Here is a 22,778-nt window from a genome sequence, read left to right on the forward strand (position 1 = left end):
GGGGCTGTTGATAGCCCCTCTTTTTTACCCCACTTCCGGCAGCATTCCCGCCGCAATCAAAAATTGCACCAGAATAATGACGACCCCGCAGGCAAACACAATGCACAGCAGCGGCTTTCCACCTGCCACCCTGTATCCTTGCCGGGCATGCTGTTGGCGGCTCTTCCACGCCAGCAGAGAAGGGAGCAGCAGGGCAAGGATGGATAGAGCCACCCCCGCATACCCCAGCGCCATGACAAACCCGCGCGGGTAGAAGAGGGCAAAGGCCAGCGGAGGCAGAAAGGTGATCGCCCCTGTCTGTAAGCGGCCGGTGACGGAATTGCGACGCTGGAACAGATCTGCCAGATAATCGAACAGACCGAGCGCCACGCCCAGGAAGGAGGTGGCCAGCGCCAGATCGGCAAACAGATGCACCGCCAGCTCAACGTGTGGAGAAGTTACCACTTCACGCAGCGCCAGCAAGAAACCGTTCAGACCGGCGTGTTCCGCCATCAAGCCAATAAAGGTGGAAGAGTCGATACTGCCCAGCGTCACCAGTTGCCAGAAAATGTAGGCAATCAGCGGGATGGCGCTACCGATAACAAACACGCGGCGAAGCTTGCGAATATCACCGTTCATGTAGCTGACAATGCTTGGCACACTGCCGTGGAAGCCAAATGAGGTAAAAATGACCGGGATCGCGGAAAGCGCCAGGCCTTTTTCCAGCGGCAGCGTCAGCAGGTTAACCTTATGAACATGCGGTGCCAGCAGAACCAGCATCACAATCAGAAAAAGAATTTTGGCGCTGAATAAAAAACGGTTAAACAGATCGACCAGCGAGGTGCCCACACAGACTACGCCGCCGCCGATGAGCGTAAAGAAGATGGCCCCCGTCGCTGGCGTAATGTCAGCACCGAACCCGTCGTTGACGCTGGAAGCGATCAATTCCCCGGCACCGCTGATATACGCAGCGGTCAGGGCGTACATCAGAAACATCATGCTAAAGCCGGTCACCCACTGTCCGTAACGGCCCAGATAGCGTGCCGCAAGCGAACCCAGCCCGGTATCGGCGGGGACGTGCTGATAAACCTCAAGCAGCAACAGCGCGGTGTAACACATTAATGCCCAGAGCGTACCCAGCAGCAGTAATGTCATGCCAAATCCGACGCCCGCGGCGGCCAGCGGCATCGCCAGCATTCCTGCGCCAATCGTCGTTCCGGCGACGATAAAAATACTTCCCAGGGTTCTGTTTTTCACGCTTTCCTCTACAACGCTTCACGATCGCGACAAAATCTGCGGCGCAGAGTAAGTGAAAAGCCGTATTTCGTCAAATCACCGTTACAAGGGGTGTAACTATAACTTTACGATTCTGGCCGGGCGAGGCACTTCAGGTAACTCTCTGATCCTTAGGAGGTGTAAGGCTACTTCATAAGGACAATAGGATCGCGTGAAAATCAGGCGTAATTTAAACAAAAATTGCAAAACATAAAATAAAATGAGGGTCTGATGGCGGGGGAAAATCCATTCACAGCGGCCTGGAGCCGGGGAGGCAATTTGCTATGTCACGGCCACTGGATCATCAGCTGGCATAATACGGCGCTGACGTTGCCGGAATCCCGACGTGAAAAGGATATGGGCACATGGGCGATTTATTCGATTATCGATCCTGAGGATGAGACCTTTGCACAGGGGTTAAAAGAGGATGAGTGGATAATCGAAAACGTGGACTGGCTGACGGATTTATTCTTCGACGCCGGGATCCCGCTTGAGGCGGCAAACTACCGGTACTTTTTCCAGGCCGTAAATCCGCATGACTGGCGCTGCACCAGTTGCGCAGGTTGCATGTAAAAAATACGGCGCTAAAAGTCAGCGCCGTATCGATATTAATTATGGGTATCAAGCGTAGAGAGTTCTTTATCAATAAAGTAAAGACCTTCACCGGTTTTACCGGCCAGCGATAATTTATCCAGAACCGATTTAAACAGTTTCTCTTCTTCGTGTTGTTCGGCCACATACCACTGCAGGAAATTAAAGGTTGGATAATCCTGGCTGGTCATTGCCGCATGCACCAGTTCGTTAATTTTCTGGGTGATCAGCTGCTCGTGCTCGTAGGTAGCGCGGAAGAGTTCATCAAGTGAGCCATACTCCGCAAACGGTGATGCCACGTTATCAATGCGCGGCAGGCTGCCGGTATCTGTCAGATAATCAAAGAGACGCTGCATGTGGGTCATCTCTTCCTGAGCGTGACGACGCAGAAACGCGGCGGCACCTTCAAAGCTGTGATAGCTGCACCAGGCACTCATCTGCTGGTAGAGCAGGGAGGAAAAAAGCTCAAGATTCATTTGTGCATTGAGCTTGTCGATCATTTCAGTTTTCAGCATGGTGACGCTCCGGTTTATTATTTCTGGTTCACAATGAGCGACACTATAATTTGTTATTTAATTATATGCAAAACGTAAAATAAATATTTGTTCATTTAAAAATACGAATGGGAATAAAACGCATTGGCGATATTTATATTTATAAATGAGAATTATTTATTTTAACGGGCTGCCAGCCAAAACTGGCAGCGCAGATTAATACCACGGATTACTGGTGGCCGGTTTAACAGCATAACCCATGCATTTGTACTGAATGGTCACGCTCTCGTTCAGACACAGTGAGCCGCTAATCAGGGTGCAGGTTTTAATGGGCTGTCCATAGGAGGAGGCGGTGGCATATCCCATGCCCTGGCACGCTTTGGTTGCGGTGCCGTTATTCACATATTCATCAGACCAGGCGTTTTGCAGGGCGGCCTGACCATAGTCAAGGCGGACTATGCCATTTGGCGCATCCAGACTGCTCACCTGTGCCTGGCGGTTGATGCTACATCCCGCGAGCAGCAGGACCGTGCCGACAACGAAGACTCTTTTCATGGTTCGCTCTGAGTGGAGGGAAATACGTTATCGTACCGCTCGCTGTCCGCCGCAATGCCCTGAATAGCCGGACAATCTGCCCTTTCTCTTTGCAACGGGCCGGGCTCAGACCTGTCATTAACAAAAATGTGAGTCCTCTTTGGTTTTTTAAAACAATCTTTCATTTAATTTGAAAGTGCGTTTGTGTGATAGTAGGGTGAAGATGAAAAGGTATCCATGATGGGCTCGCCCGCAACGCATTCAGGAGAGAGACAATGAAAATCGCACTGATGATGGAAAACAGCCAGGCCGCAAAAAATCCAGTGATTTTGAAAGAGTTAAAAACGGTCGCCGACGAAAAAGGGTTCCCGGTGTATAACGTTGGCATGAGCGATGAGAATGACCATCATCTGACCTATATCCATCTGGGGATCATGGCGAGCATTTTGCTCAATGCGAAGGCCGTTGATTTTGTGGTGACTGGGTGTGGAACGGGCCAGGGGGCGTTGATGTCGCTGAACATCCACCCGGGCGTGATCTGCGGTTACTGTATCGACCCTGCAGATGCGTTTCTCTTCGCCCAGATTAACAACGGTAACGCGCTTGCCCTGCCGTTTGCCAAAGGCTTCGGCTGGGGTGCAGAGTTGAACGTTCGCTTTATCTTCGAAAAAGCGTTCACCGGCCGCAAGGGAGAAGGTTATCCGCCAGAGCGCAAAGAGCCTCAGGTACGTAATGCGGGGATCCTGAATCAGGTGAAAGCGGCTGTGGTCAAAGAGAACTATCTGGACACGCTGCGGGCAATCGATCCTGAGCTGGTAAAAACCGCCGTTTCCGGCCAGCGCTTCCAGCAGTGCTTCTTTGAAAACTGCCAGGACAAAGAGATCGAGGCTTTCGTGCGCGAGATTGTCGGCTAACCGCGTGGCTGAATGCAGAAAAAAATTGTGATGTGAGTCACAAAAATATTGATTTTTGTGATGGTGGTCATATTATAGGCACATTGACGATAAAGTTGTATAACAAGTTAATGGAGCATCACAATGAAACTGCGCAAAATCCTCAAAAGCATGTGGGCTAACTACTGCAACACCTTCAAAGACGTGCCGCCTGGCGCGATGTTCTGATAAAAAAACCTGCTTCGGCAGGTTTTTTTATGCCTGCAACCACCAGAAAGGAGATGAAAGGGGGCGTGTTTTGTTACTATGGCGGCCTTTGAATAAGGAGAATCCCCCCATGTCTCAAAACCTGAGCGCCGATCAGGAACTGGTATCTGATGTTGTCGCATGCCAGTTGGTCATCAAACAGATCCTTGATGTCTTAGATGTTATCGCGCCGGTGGAAGTGCGCGAGAAGATGTCTACCCAGCTGAAAAACATCGATTTTTCCAGCCATCCCGCTGCGGCTGACCCGGTTACGCTTCGGGCGATCCAGAAAGCCATTGCACTGATTGAGCTGAGATTCACGCCGCAGAGTGAATCTCACTGATAGCGCGCAACGTGAGAAGGGCGACAGTGCCTGTCGCCCGAAAGCGTTTAAAAGAAGGTCTGTACCAGCAGATAACTCGCCGCGCAAGCACAGCTCACGCCAATTATCCCCGGCAGAATAAAGCTGTGGTTGATAATAAATTTGCCGATACGGGTTGTCCCTGAACGGTCAAACCCGATGCAGGCCAAATCGCTTGGGTAGGTGGGCAGAACAAAATAGCCATACGACGCCGGGAAGAAAGCGATCAGCATTTTCGGATCGATACCCAGCATTAACCCCATCGGCGCCACGGCCGTCAACGCTGCCGCCTGGCTGTTCACCAGTTTAGAGACCAGGAAAAGCACGATGGCGTAGGTCCACGGATGGCTTTTCACGACCCCTTCCAGCGCCAGTTTTAGCTCGTCGAGATGCGCCTGGAAAAAGGTATCACTCATCCACGCGACGCCGAACACCGAGAAAATCGCCACCATTCCGGCTTTAAAGACCGCGCCGTTAGAAATGGTCGCTGCATTGACCTTGCAGGTGACCAGCATCACCGCACCCGCAATGAGCATCATCATCTGAATGACAAGGTTCATCGACAGCGCCGTCATTTTGCCTTTCACCTCAAACGCCGGACGCAGTTCAGGTAATGCCCCGAGCAGCACCACCACCGCGATCCCGGCGAAGAAAATCCACGTTGACCAGTAGGCCTGTTTCGGAAAACGTTGGTTCATCAACGTCTCGGTTCCGCCGTAGATAAACTCGCGCTGTTTTGGATCTTTCAGCTTTTCCTGGAATTCCATGTCATCAGCTAAATCTTTCCCGCGGCGTAAACTCCACAGGGCGGCAATAGTCACACCGAACAGCGAGGCGGGAACCGACACGGCGAGAATTTCAAGGATCCCCCACGCGTGTCCAATGCCATGCTGGGCGGCCAGAATGGAAATCAGCGACACCACGGCAACGGAGACCGGGGAGGCGGTGATCGCCATTTGCGATGCCACCGACGCCACGGCCATCGGACGTTCCGGGCGGATCCCTTTTTTCAGGGCGATATCGGCAATAATCGGGAACATGGTGTACACCACATGGCCGGTACCGCAGAGAAAGGTCAGCAGCCAGGTGGTAAAGGGGGCGAGGAGGGTGATGTGCTGAGGATGCTTACGCAGCAGGCGCTCGGCAAATTGCATCATCACATTCAGCCCGCCTGCCGTCTGCAGGGTGGCCGCACACCCGATCACAGCGAGGATGGTCAGCATCACATCAACCGGCGGTTTACCGGGCTGCAGACCAAAGATAAACGTCAAAATAAACAGACCGATACCGCTTATCAGCCCCAGTCCCATCCCGCCAAAACGCGTGCCTGTCAGCAGGCACAGGAGGATGACAATAAACTCAATGGTGATCATGATGCTCCCTCGTCATTAATTATGTAATTAAATAAATCATTACATGTTGTAGGGATAATCATTGAGAGCGAGATCTGATTTGTTAAATCTTTTAAAAAGCAGGAGGTTGGCTGTGAAAAAGAGGCCCACTCCCGAACGGGAGCAGGCGAAAAGCTTAGTGGTGCTGTACTGTTACCAGATCGAGCAGGTGACGGTCGGTCTGTTCCGGGCATAACCCGGACTGTTGCGCGTTGCGGAGCTCATCCGCCAGTGCTTTAAGCAAAATGCCGTCCTGCTGCTGCTCTTTGTCCATATCACGCAAGAACTGCAGTGTTGCGCTGTCATGCTGTGCTCTGGCTTCATCCGCCAGTTTATTCAGCGTGGCGCAGCGTTGCTCATACTCTTCAAGCGTTTTCCTGAATAACTCCTCCAGCGAGGAGTAGTGCCCATTAATTGCATCCGGGGCTTTGACAATAGGATTTGCCCCTGCGCCTTTCAAAAAGTTAAAGACGCGCATCATATGGGTGACGTTACTTTGTGCCAGGGTACGAAAAAAAGTGGCGGTACCGTTGAGACGGTTCTCAGAACACCACTCGCTCAAATGGAGGTGCAGATTCGACGCATAGAACTCCAGGTTCATCTGCGCATTGAGTTTTTGCATCATCGTTTGGGTAGTCATACCAATATCCTTATAGACTGTTAGTGTGATGTCCGTAACAAAACCTGAACGGGCAGGTTAAGACGAGTAAGTGGCAGAAAAGCATTTCTGCAGTGACAAAAGTCGACCGAATAATCACTTCCTGTGTTCGATATAAATAAGCATACCCCTGCCCGGCGTTTAAGAAAACTCTTAATTGGTGCGTTTTACCATACATTACAAAATTTAATATAGTACAAAAATAACAACATGTTGTTATAAAATAATATTTATCTAATGCCTTGAAATTACTGGTTTTTGCCTATTTTAATATCGATATTTACCCACTGGGAATAGTGATCCGGAATAATGCTCTGAGAAATAGTTAATTCAGGATTAACTATTTCAAATATATGATGCGCCGACTAAATTGCGCTAAATCAATTTTCGCAGAATAACGCCATAAAATATATTTTGCGGCAACGCCAGTCCTACACAGTTCCCGATGATGGTAACGCCGTACCGCGATCGCGCCCGGAGTGCGGGGGTTTGGGTATCAGGGATTTCTTAGCTGATCTTATGGATAATTCTGCTTATCTCGGCTTCATTTGTCCGACAAATACTGCCGTTTTTATGTCATTTTTCGCTGAATTTATGTACGCAATTACTGTAATTCTGCGGTGTGATGGCGCTCTCTTATGGATGATTAATTTCCCGCTAAAACTATCACCAGCACTAACGCTTATGACGAGGTAAGCGCTAATGCCTTGTTTTAAGTCCGATTAAATAAGAAGTACGCAAATATTCCCTACAGAAAAGAACGCTAATGCTGGAGTTTACCATGCACAAATTTACTAAAGCGCTGGCGGCCATCGGTCTGGCTGCCGTTATGTCACAATCCGCTATCGCTGAGAATTTAAAACTCGGTTTTTTGGTAAAACAGCCGGAAGAACCCTGGTTCCAGACCGAATGGAAATTCGCCGATAAGGCCGGGAAAGATTTAGGATTTGAAGTCATTAAAATCGCCGTGCCTGACGGTGAAAAAACGCTGAACGCTATCGACAGCCTGGCGGCCAGCGGGGCGAAAGGGTTCGTTATCTGTACGCCGGATCCCAAACTGGGCTCTGCAATTGCAGCCAAAGCGCGCGGTTACGACATGAAGGTCATTGCGGTTGACGATCAGTTCGTCAACGCCAAGGGCAAACCGATGGACAGCGTGCCGCTGGTTATGATGGCGGCCACCAAAATTGGCGAACGTCAGGGCCAGGAACTCTATAAAGAGATGCAGAAACGCGGCTGGGATGTGAAAGATACCGCCGTGATGGCTATCACTGCCGACGAGTTGGATACCGCCCGCCGTCGTACCACCGGGTCGATGGACGCGCTGAAAGCGGCCGGCTTCCCGGAAAAACAGATCTATAAAGTGCCGACAAAATCCAACGACATTCCGGGGGCCTTCGACGCCGCCAACTCCATGCTGGTTCAACATCCAGAGGTGAAGCACTGGCTGGTGGTCGGCATGAACGATAACACCGTCCTGGGCGGCGTACGCGCAACGGAAGGTCAGGGCTTCAAAGCGCCTGATGTGATCGGTATCGGCATCAACGGCGTTGACGCGGTGAGTGAGCTCTCTAAAGCGCAGGCGACGGGCTTCTACGGCTCACTGCTGCCAAGCCCGGACGTACACGGCTATAAATCCAGCGAAATGCTCTACAACTGGGTCACCAAAGGGGTGGAACCGCCGAAGTTTACTGAAGTGACCGACGTGGTGCTGATCACCCGCGACAACTTCAAAGAGGAGCTGGCGAAAAAAGGACTGGGCGGTAAGTAATACGCGGTGATTGTGCCCCTCGCGAACCGCGAGGGGCCAGACGTACACACTACAGGAATCACGGAGACGTTATGCGACAGTCTGATCCGTATCTCTCTTTTCGCGGTATCGGGAAAACCTTCCCCGGTGTTAACGCGCTGACCGATATCAGCTTCGACTGCTATGCCGGTCAGGTTCACGCCCTGATGGGCGAAAACGGCGCCGGAAAATCCACGCTGTTGAAAATCCTCAGCGGCAACTACACGCCAACCACCGGCACGCTGGCCATTCGCGGCGAAGAGGTGGCGTTTGCTGATACCACCGCTGCGCTCAACGCCGGGGTGGCCATCATCTATCAGGAACTGCATTTGATCCCTGAGATGACGGTGGCGGAAAACATCTATTTAGGCCAGCTCCCGCACAAAAGCGGCGTGGTAAACCGGTCGCTACTTAATTACGAAGCGGGGCTGCAGCTGAAACATCTGGGTCTGGATGTCGATCCCCAGACACCACTGAAGTATCTCTCCATCGGCCAGTGGCAGATGGTTGAAATTGCCAAGGCGCTGGCGCGTAACGCCAAGATCATTGCCTTCGACGAACCGACAAGCTCGCTTTCCGCGCGTGAAATCGAAAACCTGTTCCGGGTGATCCGCGAGCTGCGTAAAGAAGGCCGCATTATTTTGTATGTTTCGCACCGTATGGAAGAGATTTTTGCCTTAAGCGATGCCATCACCGTCTTTAAAGATGGCCGCTACGTGCGCACCTTTACCGATATGGAGCAGGTCAATCATGACCAGCTCGTTCAGGCGATGGTTGGCCGCGAGCTGGGAGATATCTATCACTGGCAGCCACGCGAACACGGCCCTGAGCGCCTGAAGCTGGAAAACGTTAAAGCGCCGGGCGTGCGAACGCCGATCTCGCTCTCGGTGCGCAGCGGGGAGATCGTCGGGCTGTTTGGTCTGGTGGGCGCAGGGCGTAGCGAGTTAATGAAAGGCCTGTTTGGCGGTACGCGCATCACCGAAGGGCAGGTATCCATTGACGGGCAGCGGGTCGATATCCAGAAGCCCGCACATGCCATCCAGGCCGGGATGATGCTCTGCCCGGAAGACCGCAAAGCGGAGGGCATTATTCCGGTGCACTCGGTACGTGACAACATCAATATTTCCGCGCGGCGGAAGTTTATTCGCGCCGGTTGCCTGATCAACGACGGCTGGGAGGAGAGCAACGCCGACCACCATATCCGTTCGCTGAACATCAAAACCCCGGGCCCTGAACAGCTGATCATGAATCTCTCCGGCGGTAACCAGCAGAAGGCGATTTTAGGCCGCTGGTTGTCGGAGGATATGAAGGTCATTTTGCTGGATGAGCCAACGCGCGGCATCGATGTGGGGGCGAAACACGAAATTTATAACGTGATCTATGAGCTGGCAAAACGCGGTGTGGCGGTGTTGTTCGCCTCCAGCGATCTGCCTGAGGTACTCGGCGTGGCCGACCGCATTGTTGTGATGCGTGAGGGCGAAATCGCCGGTGAATTGCTTCATGAACAGGCGAATGAACAACAGGCGTTGAGTCTCGCCATGCCGAAAGTTAGCCAGGCTGTCGCCTGAGTAAGGAGTTAATGATGTCCTCTGTTACTACATCCGGAGCGCCGAAATCGAAATCGGCCTTCAGTTTTGGCCGCATCTGGGATCAGTACGGCATGCTGGTGGTCTTTGCCGCACTCTTTGTCGCCTGCGCGATCTTTGTGCCCAACTTTGCCACCTTCATTAATATGAAAGGGCTGGGGCTGGCCATTTCCATGTCCGGTATGGTGGCCTGCGGGATGCTGTTCTGTCTGGCCTCGGGCGATTTCGACCTGTCAGTGGCCTCCGTCATTGCCTGTGCTGGCGTCACCACGGCGGTGGTGATCAATATGACCGAAAGCCTGTGGATTGGCGTGCTGGCGGGTCTGCTGCTGGGCGTTATCAGCGGTCTGGTTAACGGGTTTGTGATTGCCCGCCTGAAGATTAACGCCCTGATCACCACGCTTGCGACCATGCAGATTGTGCGCGGTCTGGCCTATATCATCTCCGACGGTAAAGCGGTGGGGATTGAAGACGAGCGCTTCTTCACCCTTGGCTATGCGAACTGGCTGGGGTTGCCTGCGCCAATCTGGCTGACGGTGGCCTGCCTGATCCTGTTCGGCTTCCTGCTTAACCGCACCACGTTTGGCCGAAATACCCTGGCGATCGGCGGTAATGAGGAAGCGGCGCGGCTGGCGGGTGTACCGGTGGTGCGCACCAAGATCATTATCTTTGTGCTCTCCGGTCTGGTCTCGGCGGCAGCGGGGATTATTCTGGCATCGCGCATGACCAGCGGCCAGCCTATGACCTCCATCGGTTACGAGCTGATCGTCATTTCAGCCTGCGTGTTGGGCGGGGTTTCGCTGAAGGGCGGCATCGGAAAAATCTCATATGTGGTGGCCGGTATCCTCATTTTGGGGACGGTAGAGAACGCCATGAACCTGCTGAATATTTCGCCGTTCTCCCAGTATGTGGTTCGTGGCCTGATCCTGCTCGCAGCCGTGATTTTCGACCGTTACAAGCAAAAAGCGAAGCGTACCGTGTAACGTTCTTCCTGCCTTTTAATTGCTCAACTTATAACCTTAGTTGACGCCTGAACCGCCCCGCCAGTTCCGCTGGCGGGGCGGTTGTCAAATGGCGAGCGACGTCACACTGTCTATACTTACATGGCTATGAAAGAGGTAAAGGCGTTTACCTCTCGTAAACCGTAAGGAGGACCAGGGTGGCTGACTTGTTAACCGCACCGCCTGTACTGCCCGGACACTATGCTTTCTTTTTCGATCTCGACGGCACGCTCGCCGGGATAAAACCGCACCCCGACCAGGTGGTTATCCCGGAGGCGGTATTACAGGATTTGCATCAGCTCTCGCAAATGAATGAGGGAGCACTGGCATTGATATCAGGGCGCTCAATGGCCGAGCTGGATTTGCTCGCCAGTCCTTACCACTTTCCGCTGGCCGGTGTACACGGAGCGGAGCGCCGCGACATCCATGATCACACGCACATCGTTTCACTCCCCGATGCATTAATCGAAAAGCTGCAGGCGCAGCTCGCTGCTGCACTGGCTAAACTGCCGGGCACGGAGCTGGAAGCCAAAGGGATGGCCTTTGCCTTGCACTATCGCCAGGCACCGCAGCATGAAGAGGCCGTGCTTGCGCTCGCCGCCAGGGTCGCGCAGGCGCATCCTGAGCTGGCGCTGCAGCCGGGTAAATGCGTCGTGGAGCTTAAACCGAAAGGGATCAATAAAGGGGCTGCGATCGCCGCGTTTATGGCAACGCCGCCTTTCCGGGGCCGGACGCCCGTTTTTCTTGGGGATGACCTGACCGATGAGGCCGGGTTTCGTGTAGTGAATCAGGCCGGAGGGATCTCCGTGAAGGTTGGGCCTGGTGACACTGAAGCCGAATGGCGTCTGGCAAATGTGACCAGCGTCTGGCAGTGGATATCTGACATCGCTAACCAGCAACAACAACAAATAGCGCAAAACAAAGGGGGAAACCATTATGGGTCGCTTAGTCGTCGTCTCTAACCGTATCGCACCGCCTGACGATAAAAAAGCCAGTGCAGGTGGGCTGGCGGTGGGGGTATTAGGTGCCTTAAAAGCTGCTGGCGGGCTGTGGTTTGGCTGGAGTGGGGACATCAGTGAGGAAGAAAAACCACTTAAAAAGGTGACGCGCGGCAACATCACCTGGGCGTCATTCGCCCTGAAAGAGAAAGATTATGACGAGTACTACTCCCAGTTCTCGAATGCCGTGCTGTGGCCCGCGTTCCACTACCGTCTGGACCTGGTCAAATTCCAGCGAGAATCGTTTGAAGGCTACAGCCGCGTCAATGCGCTGCTGGCGGATAAACTGCTGCCTTTAATCGAGGAAGACGATATTTTATGGATCCACGATTATCATCTGCTTCCCTTCGCCCGCGAGCTGCGAAAACGCGGAGTCAACAACCGCATCGGCTTCTTCCTCCATATTCCGTTCCCGACACCGGAAATTTTTACCGCGCTGCCGCCGCATGAAGAGCTGCTGGAAGCGCTGTGTGATTACGATTTGCTGGGCTTCCAGACTGAGAATGACCGCATTGCGTTCCTGGATTCGGTATCGGGCAAAACACGCCTGATGACGAAAGGGGGCAAAACGCATACGGCCTGGGGTAAAACGTTCCACACCGAAGTCTATCCGATTGGGATAGAGCCGGATGAGATTGCTGAGCAGGCGTCTGGTCCGTTGCCGCCGAAGCTGGCGCAGCTTAAAAACGAGCTGAAACACGTGAAGAATATCTTCTCTGTGGAGCGTCTCGACTACTCCAAAGGGCTGCCGGAGCGCTTCCTGGCGTATGAAACGCTGCTGGATAAATATCCGCAGCACCACGGTAAAATCCGCTATACGCAGATTGCACCTACGTCGCGTGGGGAAGTGCAGGCCTATCAGGATATTCGTCATCAACTGGAGACGGAAGCAGGGCGCATCAACGGCCGCTACGGTCAGCTGGGCTGGACGCCGCTGTTTTATCTGAACCAACACTTTGACCGTAAGATCCTGATGAAGGTGTTCCGCTATGCTGACGTCGGCCTCGTAACACCGCTGCGCGACGGGATGAACCTGGTGGCAAAGGAGTATGTGGCGGCACAAGATCCAGCCGATCCGGGGGTGCTGGTGCTTTCTCAGTTTGCGGGAGCCGCGAACGAACTCACTTCAGCGCTCATCGTGAACCCTTACGACCGGGATGATGTGGCGAACGCGCTCAACCGTGCTCTGACGATGCCGCTGACGGAGCGTATTTCCCGTCATGCGGAAATGATGGATACGATCCGCGAGAACGATATTAATCACTGGCAGGCACGTTTTATTCGCGATTTGCGTAATATTGAACCGCAAAGCCATGAAGGCGTTCTGCAAAAAAAGATCGCGACTTTCCCTAAACTGGCGTGATATTCCTCTGGGGGTTTAACGACCCCCAAGAGGCACCAACAGCACATCAACCAGGCTTGAGGCGACTATCGATTTCGCCGCACAGGCCGCCCGTGAAATAAAGCTTTGGTTATGATTACCGCATATCACTAAATCAATTTTCTCTTTGCGACATACGTCGAGAATATGCGCATTCAGTTCACCTGTCGCAATGACGGTCTGATAAATGGGATATTGCGCTTTCTCCACCAGCTCCTGCAGAAATTGCTGCGTTTCTTCCTGTAATACCTCACGAATATCTTCCAGCATGGGGGCTGCCAGTTGATTGTACATCTCGGGTTCGGCCGCAAGGGTAATTAAGCTGATGCGCGCATTATGCGGGCGGGCGATGGACACCGCCCGGGCAACGAGTTGGTGACTTTCCGGTGAAACTGCAACAGAAACAAGAAGATGGGAGTAACTCATCACGCACTCCTTAGCTGTCTGAAAAACCGCGTCTGTGTCAGCATTACCGCGAAATCAGCACTTCTGCAAGAGGTGAATACGACATTAGTGTGAAGCTTCTCATAATTATTCATTAATTATTCTTATAAGAAGAATAACGGCAAACCGCGTGCAAATGAAAAAAATTAACAACTTAACGTAAATCACACATTTTGATGCGCGTGATGTTAAATCGTTTTAAAGCGTTATAGACGCAATGTGAATGATCACGCTTTGAAACAAATTTTTCACCCCTCAAGCATAACTGTATGTTTTTCATAGGTAATGAAAATGTGGCCCTGAGATGTATAGCGTGTGAATTGTTGCGGTAGTCGCTATTGCTCAAAAAAGCAATCGCCATGCGCCTTCTGTTCGCACTTCTGCATGAGTATTCGTCCATAAAGAATATAAAATGGTCTTTATTGGTTAAAAAGTGAACAAATTACAAGTCTCACTGATGGATTTATGGATGATATTCACTTAAATTATGTGACATGGATCACATTTTTTTTAAATTTGAGGATGGCTGCATTGTATGTGTCAAAACTGACGAGTAGAGTTTGCGTCGAATTAGGAAAAATCTTAGTTATTTGTAAGAAATGATAAAACATGTAAGAAGCGCATCCGCGCTTCGTTGGTGCACGTTTTGCAGAATACAAACCTAAATTCAACTATGCATTTAGCCTTTTTTTTAAATACCGGGTGTTTTCCCGGCGACATCACGGGGTGCGGTCTTTCCGCATAAAAATAATAGTTGGTTATTCGGGATGGGAAAAATGCATACATCCGAGTTGCTAAAACATATCTATGACATCAACCTGTCATATTTACTGCTCGCGCAGCGATTGATTAGTCAGGACAAAGCGTCCGCGATGTTTCGTTTAGGTATTAACGAAGAGATGGCAACCATGCTGGGCGGGTTAACCCTGCCGCAAATGGTTAAACTGGCTGAAACGAATCAACTGGTTTGCCAGTTCCGCTTCGATAATCCTCAGACTATCACGCGGCTGACACAGGAATCTCGTGTGGACGATCTGCAACAGATCCATACCGGTATTCTTCTCTCCACCCGCTTGCTCAACGAAATCAGCCAGCCTGATGACGCAGCCCGTAAAAAAAGAGCGTAGAAATGAGCGAGAAAAGCATTGTTCAGGAAGCGCGTGACATACAGTTGGCCATGGAGCTGATTACACTGGGTGCTCGTTTACAAATGCTGGAAAGCGAAACTCAGTTGAGCCGTGGTCGTCTCATCAAACTGTACAAAGAGTTACGTGGTAGTCCCCCACCGAAAGGAATGTTGCCGTTTTCAACGGACTGGTTTATGACCTGGGAGCAGAACATTCACGCCTCCATGTTCTGTAATGCCTGGCAGTACCTTCTCAAAACCGGTTTGTGTAGCGGCGTCGATGCCGTGATCAAAGCGTATAAACTTTACCTTGAACAATGCCCACAGCAGGAAGAGGGTCCCCTGCTGGCGCTGACCCGCGCATGGACGCTGGTACGTTTTGTTGAGAGCGGAATGCTTGAATTGTCGCGCTGCAACTGCTGCGATGGCAATTTCATTACCCATGCTCATCAGCCTGCAGGCAGCTTCGCCTGTAGTTTATGTCAGCCTCCATCCCGTGCAGTAAAAAGACGTAAACTTTCCCGGGATGCTGCCGATATTATTCCACAACTGCTGGATGAACAGATCGAACAAGCTGTTTAACCCGAACGTGTGGGAAAGATTCCAGCAGCGGTAAGCCATTACCGCTGCTTTTTTTTATCCTGGATTCGGTAAACGCTGCGAGCTGAACGTCCTTGCCATAGTCACTAGCGGAAGGATGATGTCGTGCTTATCTTATTAGGTTACCTGGTAGTTCTCGGTACAGTTTTCGGCGGTTACATGATGACCGGCGGGCACCTTGGAGCACTCTATCAACCGGCTGAACTTATTATCATCGGCGGCGCAGGGGTAGGGGCTTTTATCGTTGGCAACAACGGGAAATCGATCAAGGGGACGCTGAAAGCTATTCCATTGCTGTTCCGTCGCTCGAAATACACCAAAAGCATGTATATGGATCTACTGGCTCTGCTTTATCGCCTGATGGCGAAGTCGCGCCAGCAGGGGATGTTCTCGCTGGAACGGGATATCGAAAACCCGAAAGAGAGCGAGATTTTTGCCAGCTACCCGCGCATTCTTGCCGATGCCATGATGCTGGATTTCATTGTCGATTACCTGCGCCTGATCATCAGCGGCAATATGAATACCTTCGAAATTGAAGCGCTGATGGACGAAGAGATCGAAACCCACGAGAGCGAATCCGAAGTGCCGGCCAACAGCCTGGCGCTGGTGGGGGACTCATTGCCGGCCTTCGGTATCGTGGCGGCGGTCATGGGGGTTGTTCACGCGTTGGCCTCGGCGGATCGCCCGGCGGCAGAGCTGGGGGCGCTGATTGCCCACGCCATGGTGGGGACCTTCCTCGGTATTTTGCTGGCGTATGGTTTTATCTCTCCGCTGGCCAGCGTTCTGCGTCAGAAGAGCGCGGAAACCACCAAAATGATGCAGTGCGTGAAGATTACGCTGCTCTCTAACCTCAACGGTTATGCGCCACCGATCGCGGTTGAGTTTGGCCGTAAAACGCTTTACTCCAGCGAGCGTCCGTCGTTTATCGAGCTTGAAGAACACGTGCGTGCGGTGAAAAACCCAAACCAACAGACGACAACTGAGGACGCATGAAAAACCAGTCCCATCCGATCGTCATCGTAAAAAAGCGCAAGCATAAGGGGCATGGGCACGGTGCGCATGGCTCCTGGAAAATTGCCTACGCCGATTTTATGACCGCAATGATGGCCTTCTTTCTGGTGATGTGGTTGATCTCGATCTCCAGCCCGAAAGAGCTGATTCAGATTGCGGAATACTTCCGTACGCCACTGGCGACTGCGGTCTCCGGTGGGCCGCGTATCTCTAACAGTGACAGCCCGATCCCCGGCGGCGGCGATGATTACACCCAGAAGCAGGGTGAGGTGAAAAAAGAGCCGAACATCGATGAGCTGAAGAGAAAGATGGAGCAGGCGCGTCTGAAGAAACTGCGCGGCGATCTCGATCAGCTGATTGAAGCGGACCCGAAACTGCGCGCGCTGCGACCGCATCTGAAGATCGATCTGGTGCAGGAAGGGCTGCGTATCCAGATTATTGATAGCCAGAACCGCCCGATGTTCAAAACCGGTAGCGCCGAGGTTGAACCCTATATGCGCGATATTTTGCGCGCCATTGCGCCGGTGCTGAATGGTATTCCAAACCGCATTAGCCTGTCAGGCCACACGGATGACTTCCCGTACGCCACGGGCGAGAAGGGATACAGCAACTGGGAGCTTTCTGCCGATCGTGCCAACGCCTCGCGTCGCGAGCTGGTGGCGGGTGGGCTTGATGATGGCAAGGTACTGCGCGTGGTCGGCATGGCAGCAACCATGCGTGTCTCTGACCGCGGGCCGGATGACGCCATCAACCGTCGTATCAGTCTTTTAGTGCTGAACCAGCAGGCGGAGCAGGCCATCCTGCATGAAAACGCCGAAAGTCAGAATGAGTCACTGGACGATTTAAAACAGCCTGGGGCCGTTCCTTCGGCTGCCGTTCCAACATCGCCACCAGCCAATCCGAGGTGATAGCGTGAGCATGGATATTAGCGATTTTTACCAGACATTCTTTGATGAAGCCGACGAATTGTTGGCGGATATGGAGCAACATTTGCTGGATTTGGTGCCAGAAGCGCCGGACTCCGAGCAGCTCAATGCCATCTTCCGCGCTGCGCACTCCATTAAAGGCGGAGCCGGAACATTTGGATTTACCATCCTGCAGGAAACCACCCATTTAATGGAAAACCTGCTTGATGAAGCACGACGCGGTGAGATGCAGCTCAATACCGACATTATCAACCTGTTTTTGGAAACCAAAGATATTATGCAGGAACAGCTCGACGCCTATAAAAGTTCGGCAGAGCCTGATGCCGCCAGCTTTGAATACATCTGCAATGCGCTGCGCCAGCTTGCGCTGGAAGCAAAAGGTGAGGTCGCCGCAGCCGTTGTTCCTGCAGCCAAACTGAGCGTTGTTGATGCGCCAGCCGCTGAAGATGCAGCACCTGCCGCACCTGCCGCCGCTAAAGCGGGGAAACTGCGCGTTGTGCTGTCGCGCCTGAAAGAGAACGAAGTCAACCTGCTGGAAGAGGAGCTGGGTAACCTGGCGACATTAAGCAACGTGGTAAAAGGCAAAGACAGCCTTGCTGCGACGCTCGATGACGGTATCAGCCAGGACGACATCGTGGCAGTGCTGTGCTTTGTTATCGAAGCCGATCAAATCGCCTTTGAAACGGAAGCGGTTGCCGTTGACGCGCCTGCTGCAGTGGAGGAGGTTGCCGCTGTGGCTCAGGCTGCTGCGCCCGCGGTCGCCCCTGCTGCCCCGGCGTTGAAAGCTGTTCCTAAAGAAGCTGCCGCCCCGGGCCGTGGTGAAAAACCGGCGGCGCGCTCCAGCGAATCGACCAGCATCCGCGTTGCCGTAGAGAAGGTTGACCAGCTGATCAACCTGGTCGGCGAGCTGGTGATCACCCAGTCAATGCTGGCCCAGCGTTCTAACGAACTGGACCCGGTCACGCACGGCGATCTGATTACCAGCATGGGGCAGTTACAGCGTAACGCCCGCGATCTGCAGGAATCGGTGATGTCCATCCGTATGATGCCGATGGAGTACGTCTTTAGCCGCTTCCCGCGTCTGGTGCGCGACCTGGCCGGTAAACTCAATAAGCAGATTGAACTGACGCTGATGGGTAGCTCCACCGAGCTGGATAAGAGCCTGATTGAACGCATTATCGATCCGTTAACGCACCTGGTGCGTAACAGCCTGGACCACGGTATCGAACTGCCGGAAAACCGTATTGCCGCCGGAAAGTCCCCGGTCGGTAACCTGATCCTGTCTGCGGAGCACCAGGGCGGGAACATCTGTATTGAAGTGACCGATGACGGCGCGGGCCTTAACCGCGAGCGTATCCTGGCGAAGGCGATTTCGCAGGGGATGGCGGTCAGCGAAAACATGACCGATGAAGAAGTGGGCATGCTGATCTTCGCCCCGGGTTTCTCAACCGCCGAGCAGGTGACGGATGTCTCCGGACGCGGCGTGGGAATGGACGTGGTGAAGCGTAACATTCAGGAAATGGGCGGCCACGTCGAAATCCAGTCTAAGCAAGGTTCTGGTACCACCATTCGTATTCTGCTGCCGCTGACGCTGGCGATCCTCGACGGTATGTCGGTGAAAGTGGCGGACGAAGTCTTCATTCTGCCGCTGAACGCGGTAATGGAATCACTGCAGCCACGTGAAGAAGATCTGCACCCACTGGCAGGTGGCGAGCGGGTGCTCGAAGTGCGTGGGGAATACCTGCCGCTGGTGGAACTGTGGAAAGTCTTCGAAGTCGACGGGGCGAAAACAGAGGCCACGCAGGGTATCGTCGTGATCCTGCAAAGTGCGGGTCGCCGCTACGCGCTGCTGGTTGACCAGTTGATTGGTCAGCACCAGGTAGTGGTGAAAAACCTCGAAAGCAACTACCGCAAAGTGCCGGGTATTTCTGCCGCCACCATTCTGGGTGATGGTAGCGTGGCGCTGATCGTCGACGTGTCGGCGCTTCAGGGATTAAATCGTGAACAACGTGTGGCGTACACAGCCGCCTGATTAAGTAAAGGGTAAGAACATGACCGGTATGAGTAATGTAACGAAACTGGCGGGCGAGCCATCAGGACAGGAGTTCCTGGTATTCACTTTAGGCGATGAGGAGTACGGCATCGATATCCTGAAAGTGCAGGAAATTCGTGGTTACGATCAGGTTACCCGCATCGCGAACACGCCAGCGTTTATTAAAGGCGTCACCAACCTGCGCGGCGTGATTGTGCCTATCGTTGACCTGCGCGTGAAGTTCAGCCAGGGCGATGTGGAGTATAACGATAACACCGTGGTGATTGTCCTCAATCTGGGGCAGCGCGTGGTCGGTATCGTGGTGGATGGCGTGTCTGACGTGCTCTCACTGACGTCTGACCAAATCCGTCCGGCGCCGGAGTTTGCGGTCACGCTGTCTACCGAGTACCTGACGGGGCTGGGGGCGCTGGGTGAGCGTATGTTGATTCTGGTAAACATCGAGAAGCTGTTGAACAGCGAAGAGATGGCGTTGCTGGATATCGCGGCGAACCATGTAGCGTAGGTAAATGCAAAACGGCAATCCAGGTTGCCGTTTTTTGTGTTTGCTCCCCCTCCCACAGGGAGAGGGGTGAGGTGAGGGCATCAGGCCACACCCCTTTTGTACTCTTACACTTCCTGCTCTACCAGCTCCGCTTCAGCTTCCCGCGCCCCTTCATTCTGCGACAGCATCGCGGTTGCAATCCCGTTACCCAGCACGTTAATGGCGGAACGCCCCATATCCAGGAAGTGGTCGATCCCCATCAGCAGCAGAATACCCGCCACCGGAATATTAAAGCTTGGGATGGTCGCCGCCAGTACCACCAGCGAAGAGCGTGGTACCCCCGCAATGCCTTTTGATGCCAGCATCAGCGTCAGCATCAGAACGGTAACCTCAGAGAAACTCAAATGAATATTGTACGCCTGAGCGATAAACATTGAGGCAAAAGAGCAGTAGACCATCGAACCGACCAGGTTAAAGGAATACCCAATTGGCAGGACGAAAGAGGCGATGCTGCGCGAGCAGCCAAATCGCTCCAGTTGCTCAAGGGTTTTCGGATACGCTGCCTCGGAGCTGCTGGTGGTAAAGGCGACCAGCACCGGATCTTTCAGCATGCTGAGCAGGCGGAACACCTCTTTTTTCAGCACCATGTAACCCACTGCCAGCAACACCATGCAGGTGAGCAGGATCGCCACATAGTAGCCGCCAATAAAGGAGGCATAGTTCAGCAGAATGCCGAGACCCTGGGTGGCAATCACCGACGAGATAGCAGCGAAAATCGCCAGCGGGGCAACATACATGACGTAGCCCGTGACCTTCAGCATGATATGGGATACCACATCCAGCGCCGCGACCAGCGGGGCGTTGAATTTCTGGCCCAGCGACGCGCCGCCGATGCCAAAGAACATGGAGAACACCACAATTTGCAGAATTTCATTGTTCGCCATCGCCCCGGCAATGCTGGTCGGAATGGTGTGTGAGAGGAACGCTTTCAGGGTCATGCCGCCGACGGCCAGCCCGGTATCCACTGCTTCAGTGGGGATCGTCAGGTTCAGACCGCTGCCTGGATGCTCCAGAGTGACAATAAACAGCCCCACCAGAATAGAAAGCACCGATGAGCTGATAAACCATACCATCGCTTTACCGCCTACACGGCCAATAGTCGAGGTTTCGCCCATTTTCATAATGCCGACCGTCAGCGTGCTGAAGACCAACGGTGCAATCACCATTTTGATCAGTCGCAGAAAAATATCGGTGAGAAGCGTAATGTTATCCGACCAGGTTTTGATGGCATCCGCAGATGCGTATTCATGAATGGCCGCCCCTGAAAGAATACCCGCCAGCATGAATATCACGATGAAGAGCGTAAGTTTGTTTGCACTTGCCACGAAAAAGACCCCTATGCGCTGTAGATGTCGCCCGCGCCGATATATATGGATTTTTTATTACTGCGCGGGAAATTATTCGGCACATAAATTGAAGTAAAGCGGGGGGAGATACAACTCCTTTTTAAATTTTATTGATTTTGTTGCTTAGGCTACGACGATATATTGTGACGCTTATCACACTTTAATGGGATATATCCCCAGACAACAGTCGGTAAATTCCGTTTATAAATCAATAACCCAATGTTTCTAAAATCATTTCTCTGTCAATCGGACAAGGGGGTGACTGACATGGCCGCCAGTGGTCGAAGCGATAACCATAAACTAAATTCTCAATAACCCCCTCGGAGGAACATTAAGCGGGGCTAACATCTTGAACGTTAAAACTAAATTGTTGTACGTGAACGGAGACGTCTTCTGGAGGGTGGTAAATGAAAAGAAAACGCCTTTTGACCTGCGCTGGCATTCTGTTAACCGCGACAACCGCCCATCAGGCGCTGGCGGTCACCAGTAGTGGCACTATCGGCGCGACGCTGACATTGACAAACGGGTGTCTGATTAATGGATCGCCCACCCAAAACGGCATTAACTTCGGGACACTGGATTTCGGGACCCATCCTGCAACCTTTTCCACCCTGACGACGCAGTTGACCGGTGCCAGCGGTGGAAACACCTTCACGATTCAATGTACAACCGCCAGCTACACGGTGGCGATAACCGGGAATACCAACTCCACTGCGCCGGGCACCGTCGTTGGCACGACGGGGACACCCGCCCGCTATCTGATCAACACCACCAACACGGCGCAGGGTGTGGCATACAGCCTGTATAGCGACAGCGGATTTAATAACGTTGTGGCGAATAACGCGGCATTGCCGATCGCGTCCACGGCCGGTGGGGTGGACAGTTATACCCTCTACGGGCGTATTACCGGCGGCGGAAACAGCGTTACGGTGGTACCGGGGACCTACACCGACACCATAAATGTCAGCGTAACCTATTAGCCCACTTAGCCCATGAAGACCGCTTTTTCAGGTCTGCGCCACTGCGCAGAGGGGATCGTGCATCTTTTTTTTACGCTGATCCTCGGGCTGGCGCTGGTGCCGGCCGCTATGGCCGTCACGTCGCAGTCCTTTAAGGTCAGCGCGACCATTGTGCCGGGATGCGCGGTGAGCACCGGCAGTGGGGGGCTGTTAGGCACGCTGAACTTCGGTACCCATACCGGTGTGGAGAGTGCTCCGGTGAGCACCAGCTTCGTACCAAACGGGGCACTCTCGATCGCCTGTACGCCAGGCGTGGCGCTGAGTATGAGCATTAACGGCGGGCAGAATTACGCCTCCGTGCGGCGAATGACGCGCAACGGCGGGAACGACGTGGTGGGATACCGGCTTTACAGCAGCAGTTCACTTGCGGCGAACAGCGAAATAGGGGTCAACCAGGCGATTCCGGTGACCTATACCAACAGCAATAACATCGCGCTGCCGCTGTTTGGCGTGGCGCTATTGACCGGGTTCAGCCCGGCAGGAACCTATTCTGATCAACTTACCGTGACCTTGTCATGGTGATAAAGGGAGAGAG

24 protein-coding genes are annotated in these 22,778 nt (G+C 53.0%); 17 read left to right on the forward strand and 7 right to left on the reverse strand.

What is annotated here, in order from left to right; all coding sequences use genetic code 11:
* Positions 1-24: 24 nt before the first annotated feature.
* Entirely contained in the window at positions 25-1,236 is a 1,212-nt protein-coding gene (tyrP, locus tag ACMWKA_RS09650; RefSeq protein ID WP_029882588.1) for a tyrosine transporter TyrP, read from the reverse strand.
* 249 nt (positions 1,237-1,485) lie between these two features.
* Here tyrP and ACMWKA_RS09655 point away from each other — a divergent pair, with 249 nt between their 5' ends.
* Positions 1,486-1,827 carry a hypothetical protein gene (locus tag ACMWKA_RS09655; protein WP_058660513.1) on the forward strand — a complete coding sequence of 114 codons (342 nt, stop codon included), beginning with the start codon at positions 1,486-1,488 and terminating at the stop codon, positions 1,825-1,827.
* Positions 1,828-1,862: 35 nt separating this feature from the next.
* Here ACMWKA_RS09655 and ftnA read toward each other — a convergent pair whose 3' ends face one another.
* Both ftnA and yecR read right to left on the reverse strand, forming a co-directional pair.
* Positions 1,863-2,360: a non-heme ferritin gene (ftnA, locus tag ACMWKA_RS09660; RefSeq protein ID WP_058660512.1), complete on the reverse strand. Its 498-nt coding sequence runs from the start codon at positions 2,358-2,360 to the stop codon at positions 1,863-1,865.
* A gap of 195 nt (positions 2,361-2,555) precedes the next feature.
* Positions 2,556-2,894 carry a YecR family lipoprotein gene (gene yecR / locus ACMWKA_RS09665; RefSeq protein WP_013096039.1) on the reverse strand — a complete coding sequence of 113 codons (339 nt, stop codon included), beginning with the start codon at positions 2,892-2,894 and terminating at the stop codon, positions 2,556-2,558.
* Between the two features lie 254 nt (positions 2,895-3,148).
* Between yecR and ACMWKA_RS09670 the strand changes: the two genes are divergently transcribed.
* From ACMWKA_RS09670 to ACMWKA_RS09680, 3 genes are all read left to right on the forward strand, one after another.
* Positions 3,149-3,787 carry an RpiB/LacA/LacB family sugar-phosphate isomerase gene (locus ACMWKA_RS09670; protein WP_013096040.1) on the forward strand — a complete coding sequence of 213 codons (639 nt, stop codon included), beginning with the start codon at positions 3,149-3,151 and terminating at the stop codon, positions 3,785-3,787.
* 123 nt (positions 3,788-3,910) lie between these two features.
* The gene (gene azuC, locus ACMWKA_RS09675) at positions 3,911-3,994 is read left to right on the forward strand and encodes a stress response protein AzuC (RefSeq protein ID WP_014832437.1); all 84 of its coding nucleotides are present in this window, start codon (positions 3,911-3,913) and stop codon (positions 3,992-3,994) included.
* Between the two features lie 109 nt (positions 3,995-4,103).
* Positions 4,104-4,355 carry a DUF2766 family protein gene (locus ACMWKA_RS09680; RefSeq protein ID WP_023620128.1) on the forward strand — a complete coding sequence of 84 codons (252 nt, stop codon included), beginning with the start codon at positions 4,104-4,106 and terminating at the stop codon, positions 4,353-4,355.
* Between the two features lie 47 nt (positions 4,356-4,402).
* Here ACMWKA_RS09680 and ACMWKA_RS09685 read toward each other — a convergent pair whose 3' ends face one another.
* Positions 4,403-5,746: an anaerobic C4-dicarboxylate transporter gene (locus ACMWKA_RS09685; RefSeq protein ID WP_414760159.1), complete on the reverse strand. Its 1,344-nt coding sequence runs from the start codon at positions 5,744-5,746 to the stop codon at positions 4,403-4,405.
* A gap of 154 nt (positions 5,747-5,900) precedes the next feature.
* Positions 5,901-6,404, reverse strand: coding sequence for a non-heme ferritin-like protein (locus tag ACMWKA_RS09690; RefSeq protein ID WP_414760160.1), 504 nt, complete (start codon positions 6,402-6,404; stop codon positions 5,901-5,903).
* Between the two features lie 799 nt (positions 6,405-7,203).
* Here ACMWKA_RS09690 and araF point away from each other — a divergent pair.
* From araF to otsA, 5 genes are all read left to right on the forward strand, one after another.
* The gene (gene araF, locus ACMWKA_RS09695; protein ID WP_028027935.1) at positions 7,204-8,193 is read left to right on the forward strand and encodes an arabinose ABC transporter substrate-binding protein AraF; all 990 of its coding nucleotides are present in this window, start codon (positions 7,204-7,206) and stop codon (positions 8,191-8,193) included.
* Between the two features lie 71 nt (positions 8,194-8,264).
* A complete protein-coding gene (araG, locus tag ACMWKA_RS09700; protein WP_045903194.1) occupies positions 8,265-9,779 on the forward strand; it encodes an L-arabinose ABC transporter ATP-binding protein AraG in 1,515 nt (504 codons plus the stop codon).
* Positions 9,780-9,793: 14 nt separating this feature from the next.
* The gene (gene araH / locus ACMWKA_RS09705) at positions 9,794-10,780 is read left to right on the forward strand and encodes an L-arabinose ABC transporter permease AraH (protein ID WP_013096046.1); all 987 of its coding nucleotides are present in this window, start codon (positions 9,794-9,796) and stop codon (positions 10,778-10,780) included.
* Positions 10,781-10,956: 176 nt separating this feature from the next.
* Complete coding sequence (otsB, locus tag ACMWKA_RS09710) at positions 10,957-11,760, forward strand: trehalose-phosphatase (RefSeq protein ID WP_095907948.1); 804 nt, start codon at positions 10,957-10,959, stop codon at positions 11,758-11,760.
* Positions 11,735-13,159 (forward strand): alpha,alpha-trehalose-phosphate synthase, encoded by a 1,425-nt coding sequence (gene otsA / locus ACMWKA_RS09715; RefSeq protein ID WP_013096048.1) that lies wholly within the window; start codon positions 11,735-11,737, stop codon positions 13,157-13,159. Before otsB ends, otsA begins: the two co-directional genes overlap by 26 nt.
* A 15-nt stretch (positions 13,160-13,174) precedes the next feature.
* On the opposite strand, the gene uspC is transcribed toward otsA, so the two are convergent.
* Positions 13,175-13,603, reverse strand: coding sequence for a universal stress protein UspC (gene uspC, locus ACMWKA_RS09720; protein WP_029882593.1), 429 nt, complete (start codon positions 13,601-13,603; stop codon positions 13,175-13,177).
* Between the two features lie 794 nt (positions 13,604-14,397).
* On the opposite strand from uspC, the gene flhD reads away from it, so the two are divergent.
* The 6 genes from flhD (at position 14,398) to cheW (ending at position 19,839) form a co-directional block, all read left to right on the forward strand.
* Positions 14,398-14,748, forward strand: a complete 351-nt coding sequence (gene flhD / locus ACMWKA_RS09725; protein ID WP_013096050.1) for a flagellar transcriptional regulator FlhD — start codon at positions 14,398-14,400, stop codon at positions 14,746-14,748.
* Positions 14,749-14,750: 2 nt separating this feature from the next.
* Positions 14,751-15,329 carry a flagellar transcriptional regulator FlhC gene (gene flhC, locus ACMWKA_RS09730; RefSeq protein ID WP_013096051.1) on the forward strand — a complete coding sequence of 193 codons (579 nt, stop codon included), beginning with the start codon at positions 14,751-14,753 and terminating at the stop codon, positions 15,327-15,329.
* Positions 15,330-15,452: 123 nt separating this feature from the next.
* Positions 15,453-16,340 (forward strand): flagellar motor stator protein MotA, encoded by an 888-nt coding sequence (motA, locus tag ACMWKA_RS09735; protein WP_008500417.1) that lies wholly within the window; start codon positions 15,453-15,455, stop codon positions 16,338-16,340.
* On the forward strand, positions 16,337-17,266 hold the full coding sequence (motB, locus tag ACMWKA_RS09740) for a flagellar motor protein MotB (RefSeq protein WP_013096052.1): 930 nt from the start codon (positions 16,337-16,339) through the stop codon (positions 17,264-17,266). Before motA ends, motB begins: the two co-directional genes overlap by 4 nt.
* 4 nt (positions 17,267-17,270) lie before the next feature.
* Complete coding sequence (gene cheA / locus ACMWKA_RS09745; RefSeq protein ID WP_102751970.1) at positions 17,271-19,316, forward strand: chemotaxis protein CheA; 2,046 nt, start codon at positions 17,271-17,273, stop codon at positions 19,314-19,316.
* Positions 19,317-19,335: 19 nt separating this feature from the next.
* On the forward strand, positions 19,336-19,839 hold the full coding sequence (gene cheW, locus ACMWKA_RS09750; RefSeq protein WP_013096054.1) for a chemotaxis protein CheW: 504 nt from the start codon (positions 19,336-19,338) through the stop codon (positions 19,837-19,839).
* A 104-nt stretch (positions 19,840-19,943) separates the two neighbouring features.
* On the opposite strand, the gene ACMWKA_RS09755 is transcribed toward cheW, so the two are convergent.
* On the reverse strand, positions 19,944-21,203 hold the full coding sequence (locus ACMWKA_RS09755) for a dicarboxylate/amino acid:cation symporter (protein ID WP_023620134.1): 1,260 nt from the start codon (positions 21,201-21,203) through the stop codon (positions 19,944-19,946).
* A 428-nt stretch (positions 21,204-21,631) separates the two neighbouring features.
* On the opposite strand from ACMWKA_RS09755, the gene ACMWKA_RS09760 reads away from it, so the two are divergent.
* Both ACMWKA_RS09760 and ACMWKA_RS09765 read left to right on the forward strand, forming a co-directional pair.
* Entirely contained in the window at positions 21,632-22,204 is a 573-nt protein-coding gene (locus ACMWKA_RS09760) for a spore coat protein U domain-containing protein (protein WP_013096056.1), read from the forward strand.
* A 12-nt stretch (positions 22,205-22,216) separates the two neighbouring features.
* Complete coding sequence (locus ACMWKA_RS09765) at positions 22,217-22,765, forward strand: spore coat U domain-containing protein (protein WP_028027938.1); 549 nt, start codon at positions 22,217-22,219, stop codon at positions 22,763-22,765.
* Positions 22,766-22,778 lie beyond the last annotated feature (13 nt).

Origin of the sequence: Enterobacter sp. 03-F-07-AD-ECC, from assembly GCF_047530935.1 — a bacterium.
Lineage (GTDB): Bacteria > Pseudomonadota > Gammaproteobacteria > Enterobacterales > Enterobacteriaceae > Enterobacter > Enterobacter cloacae.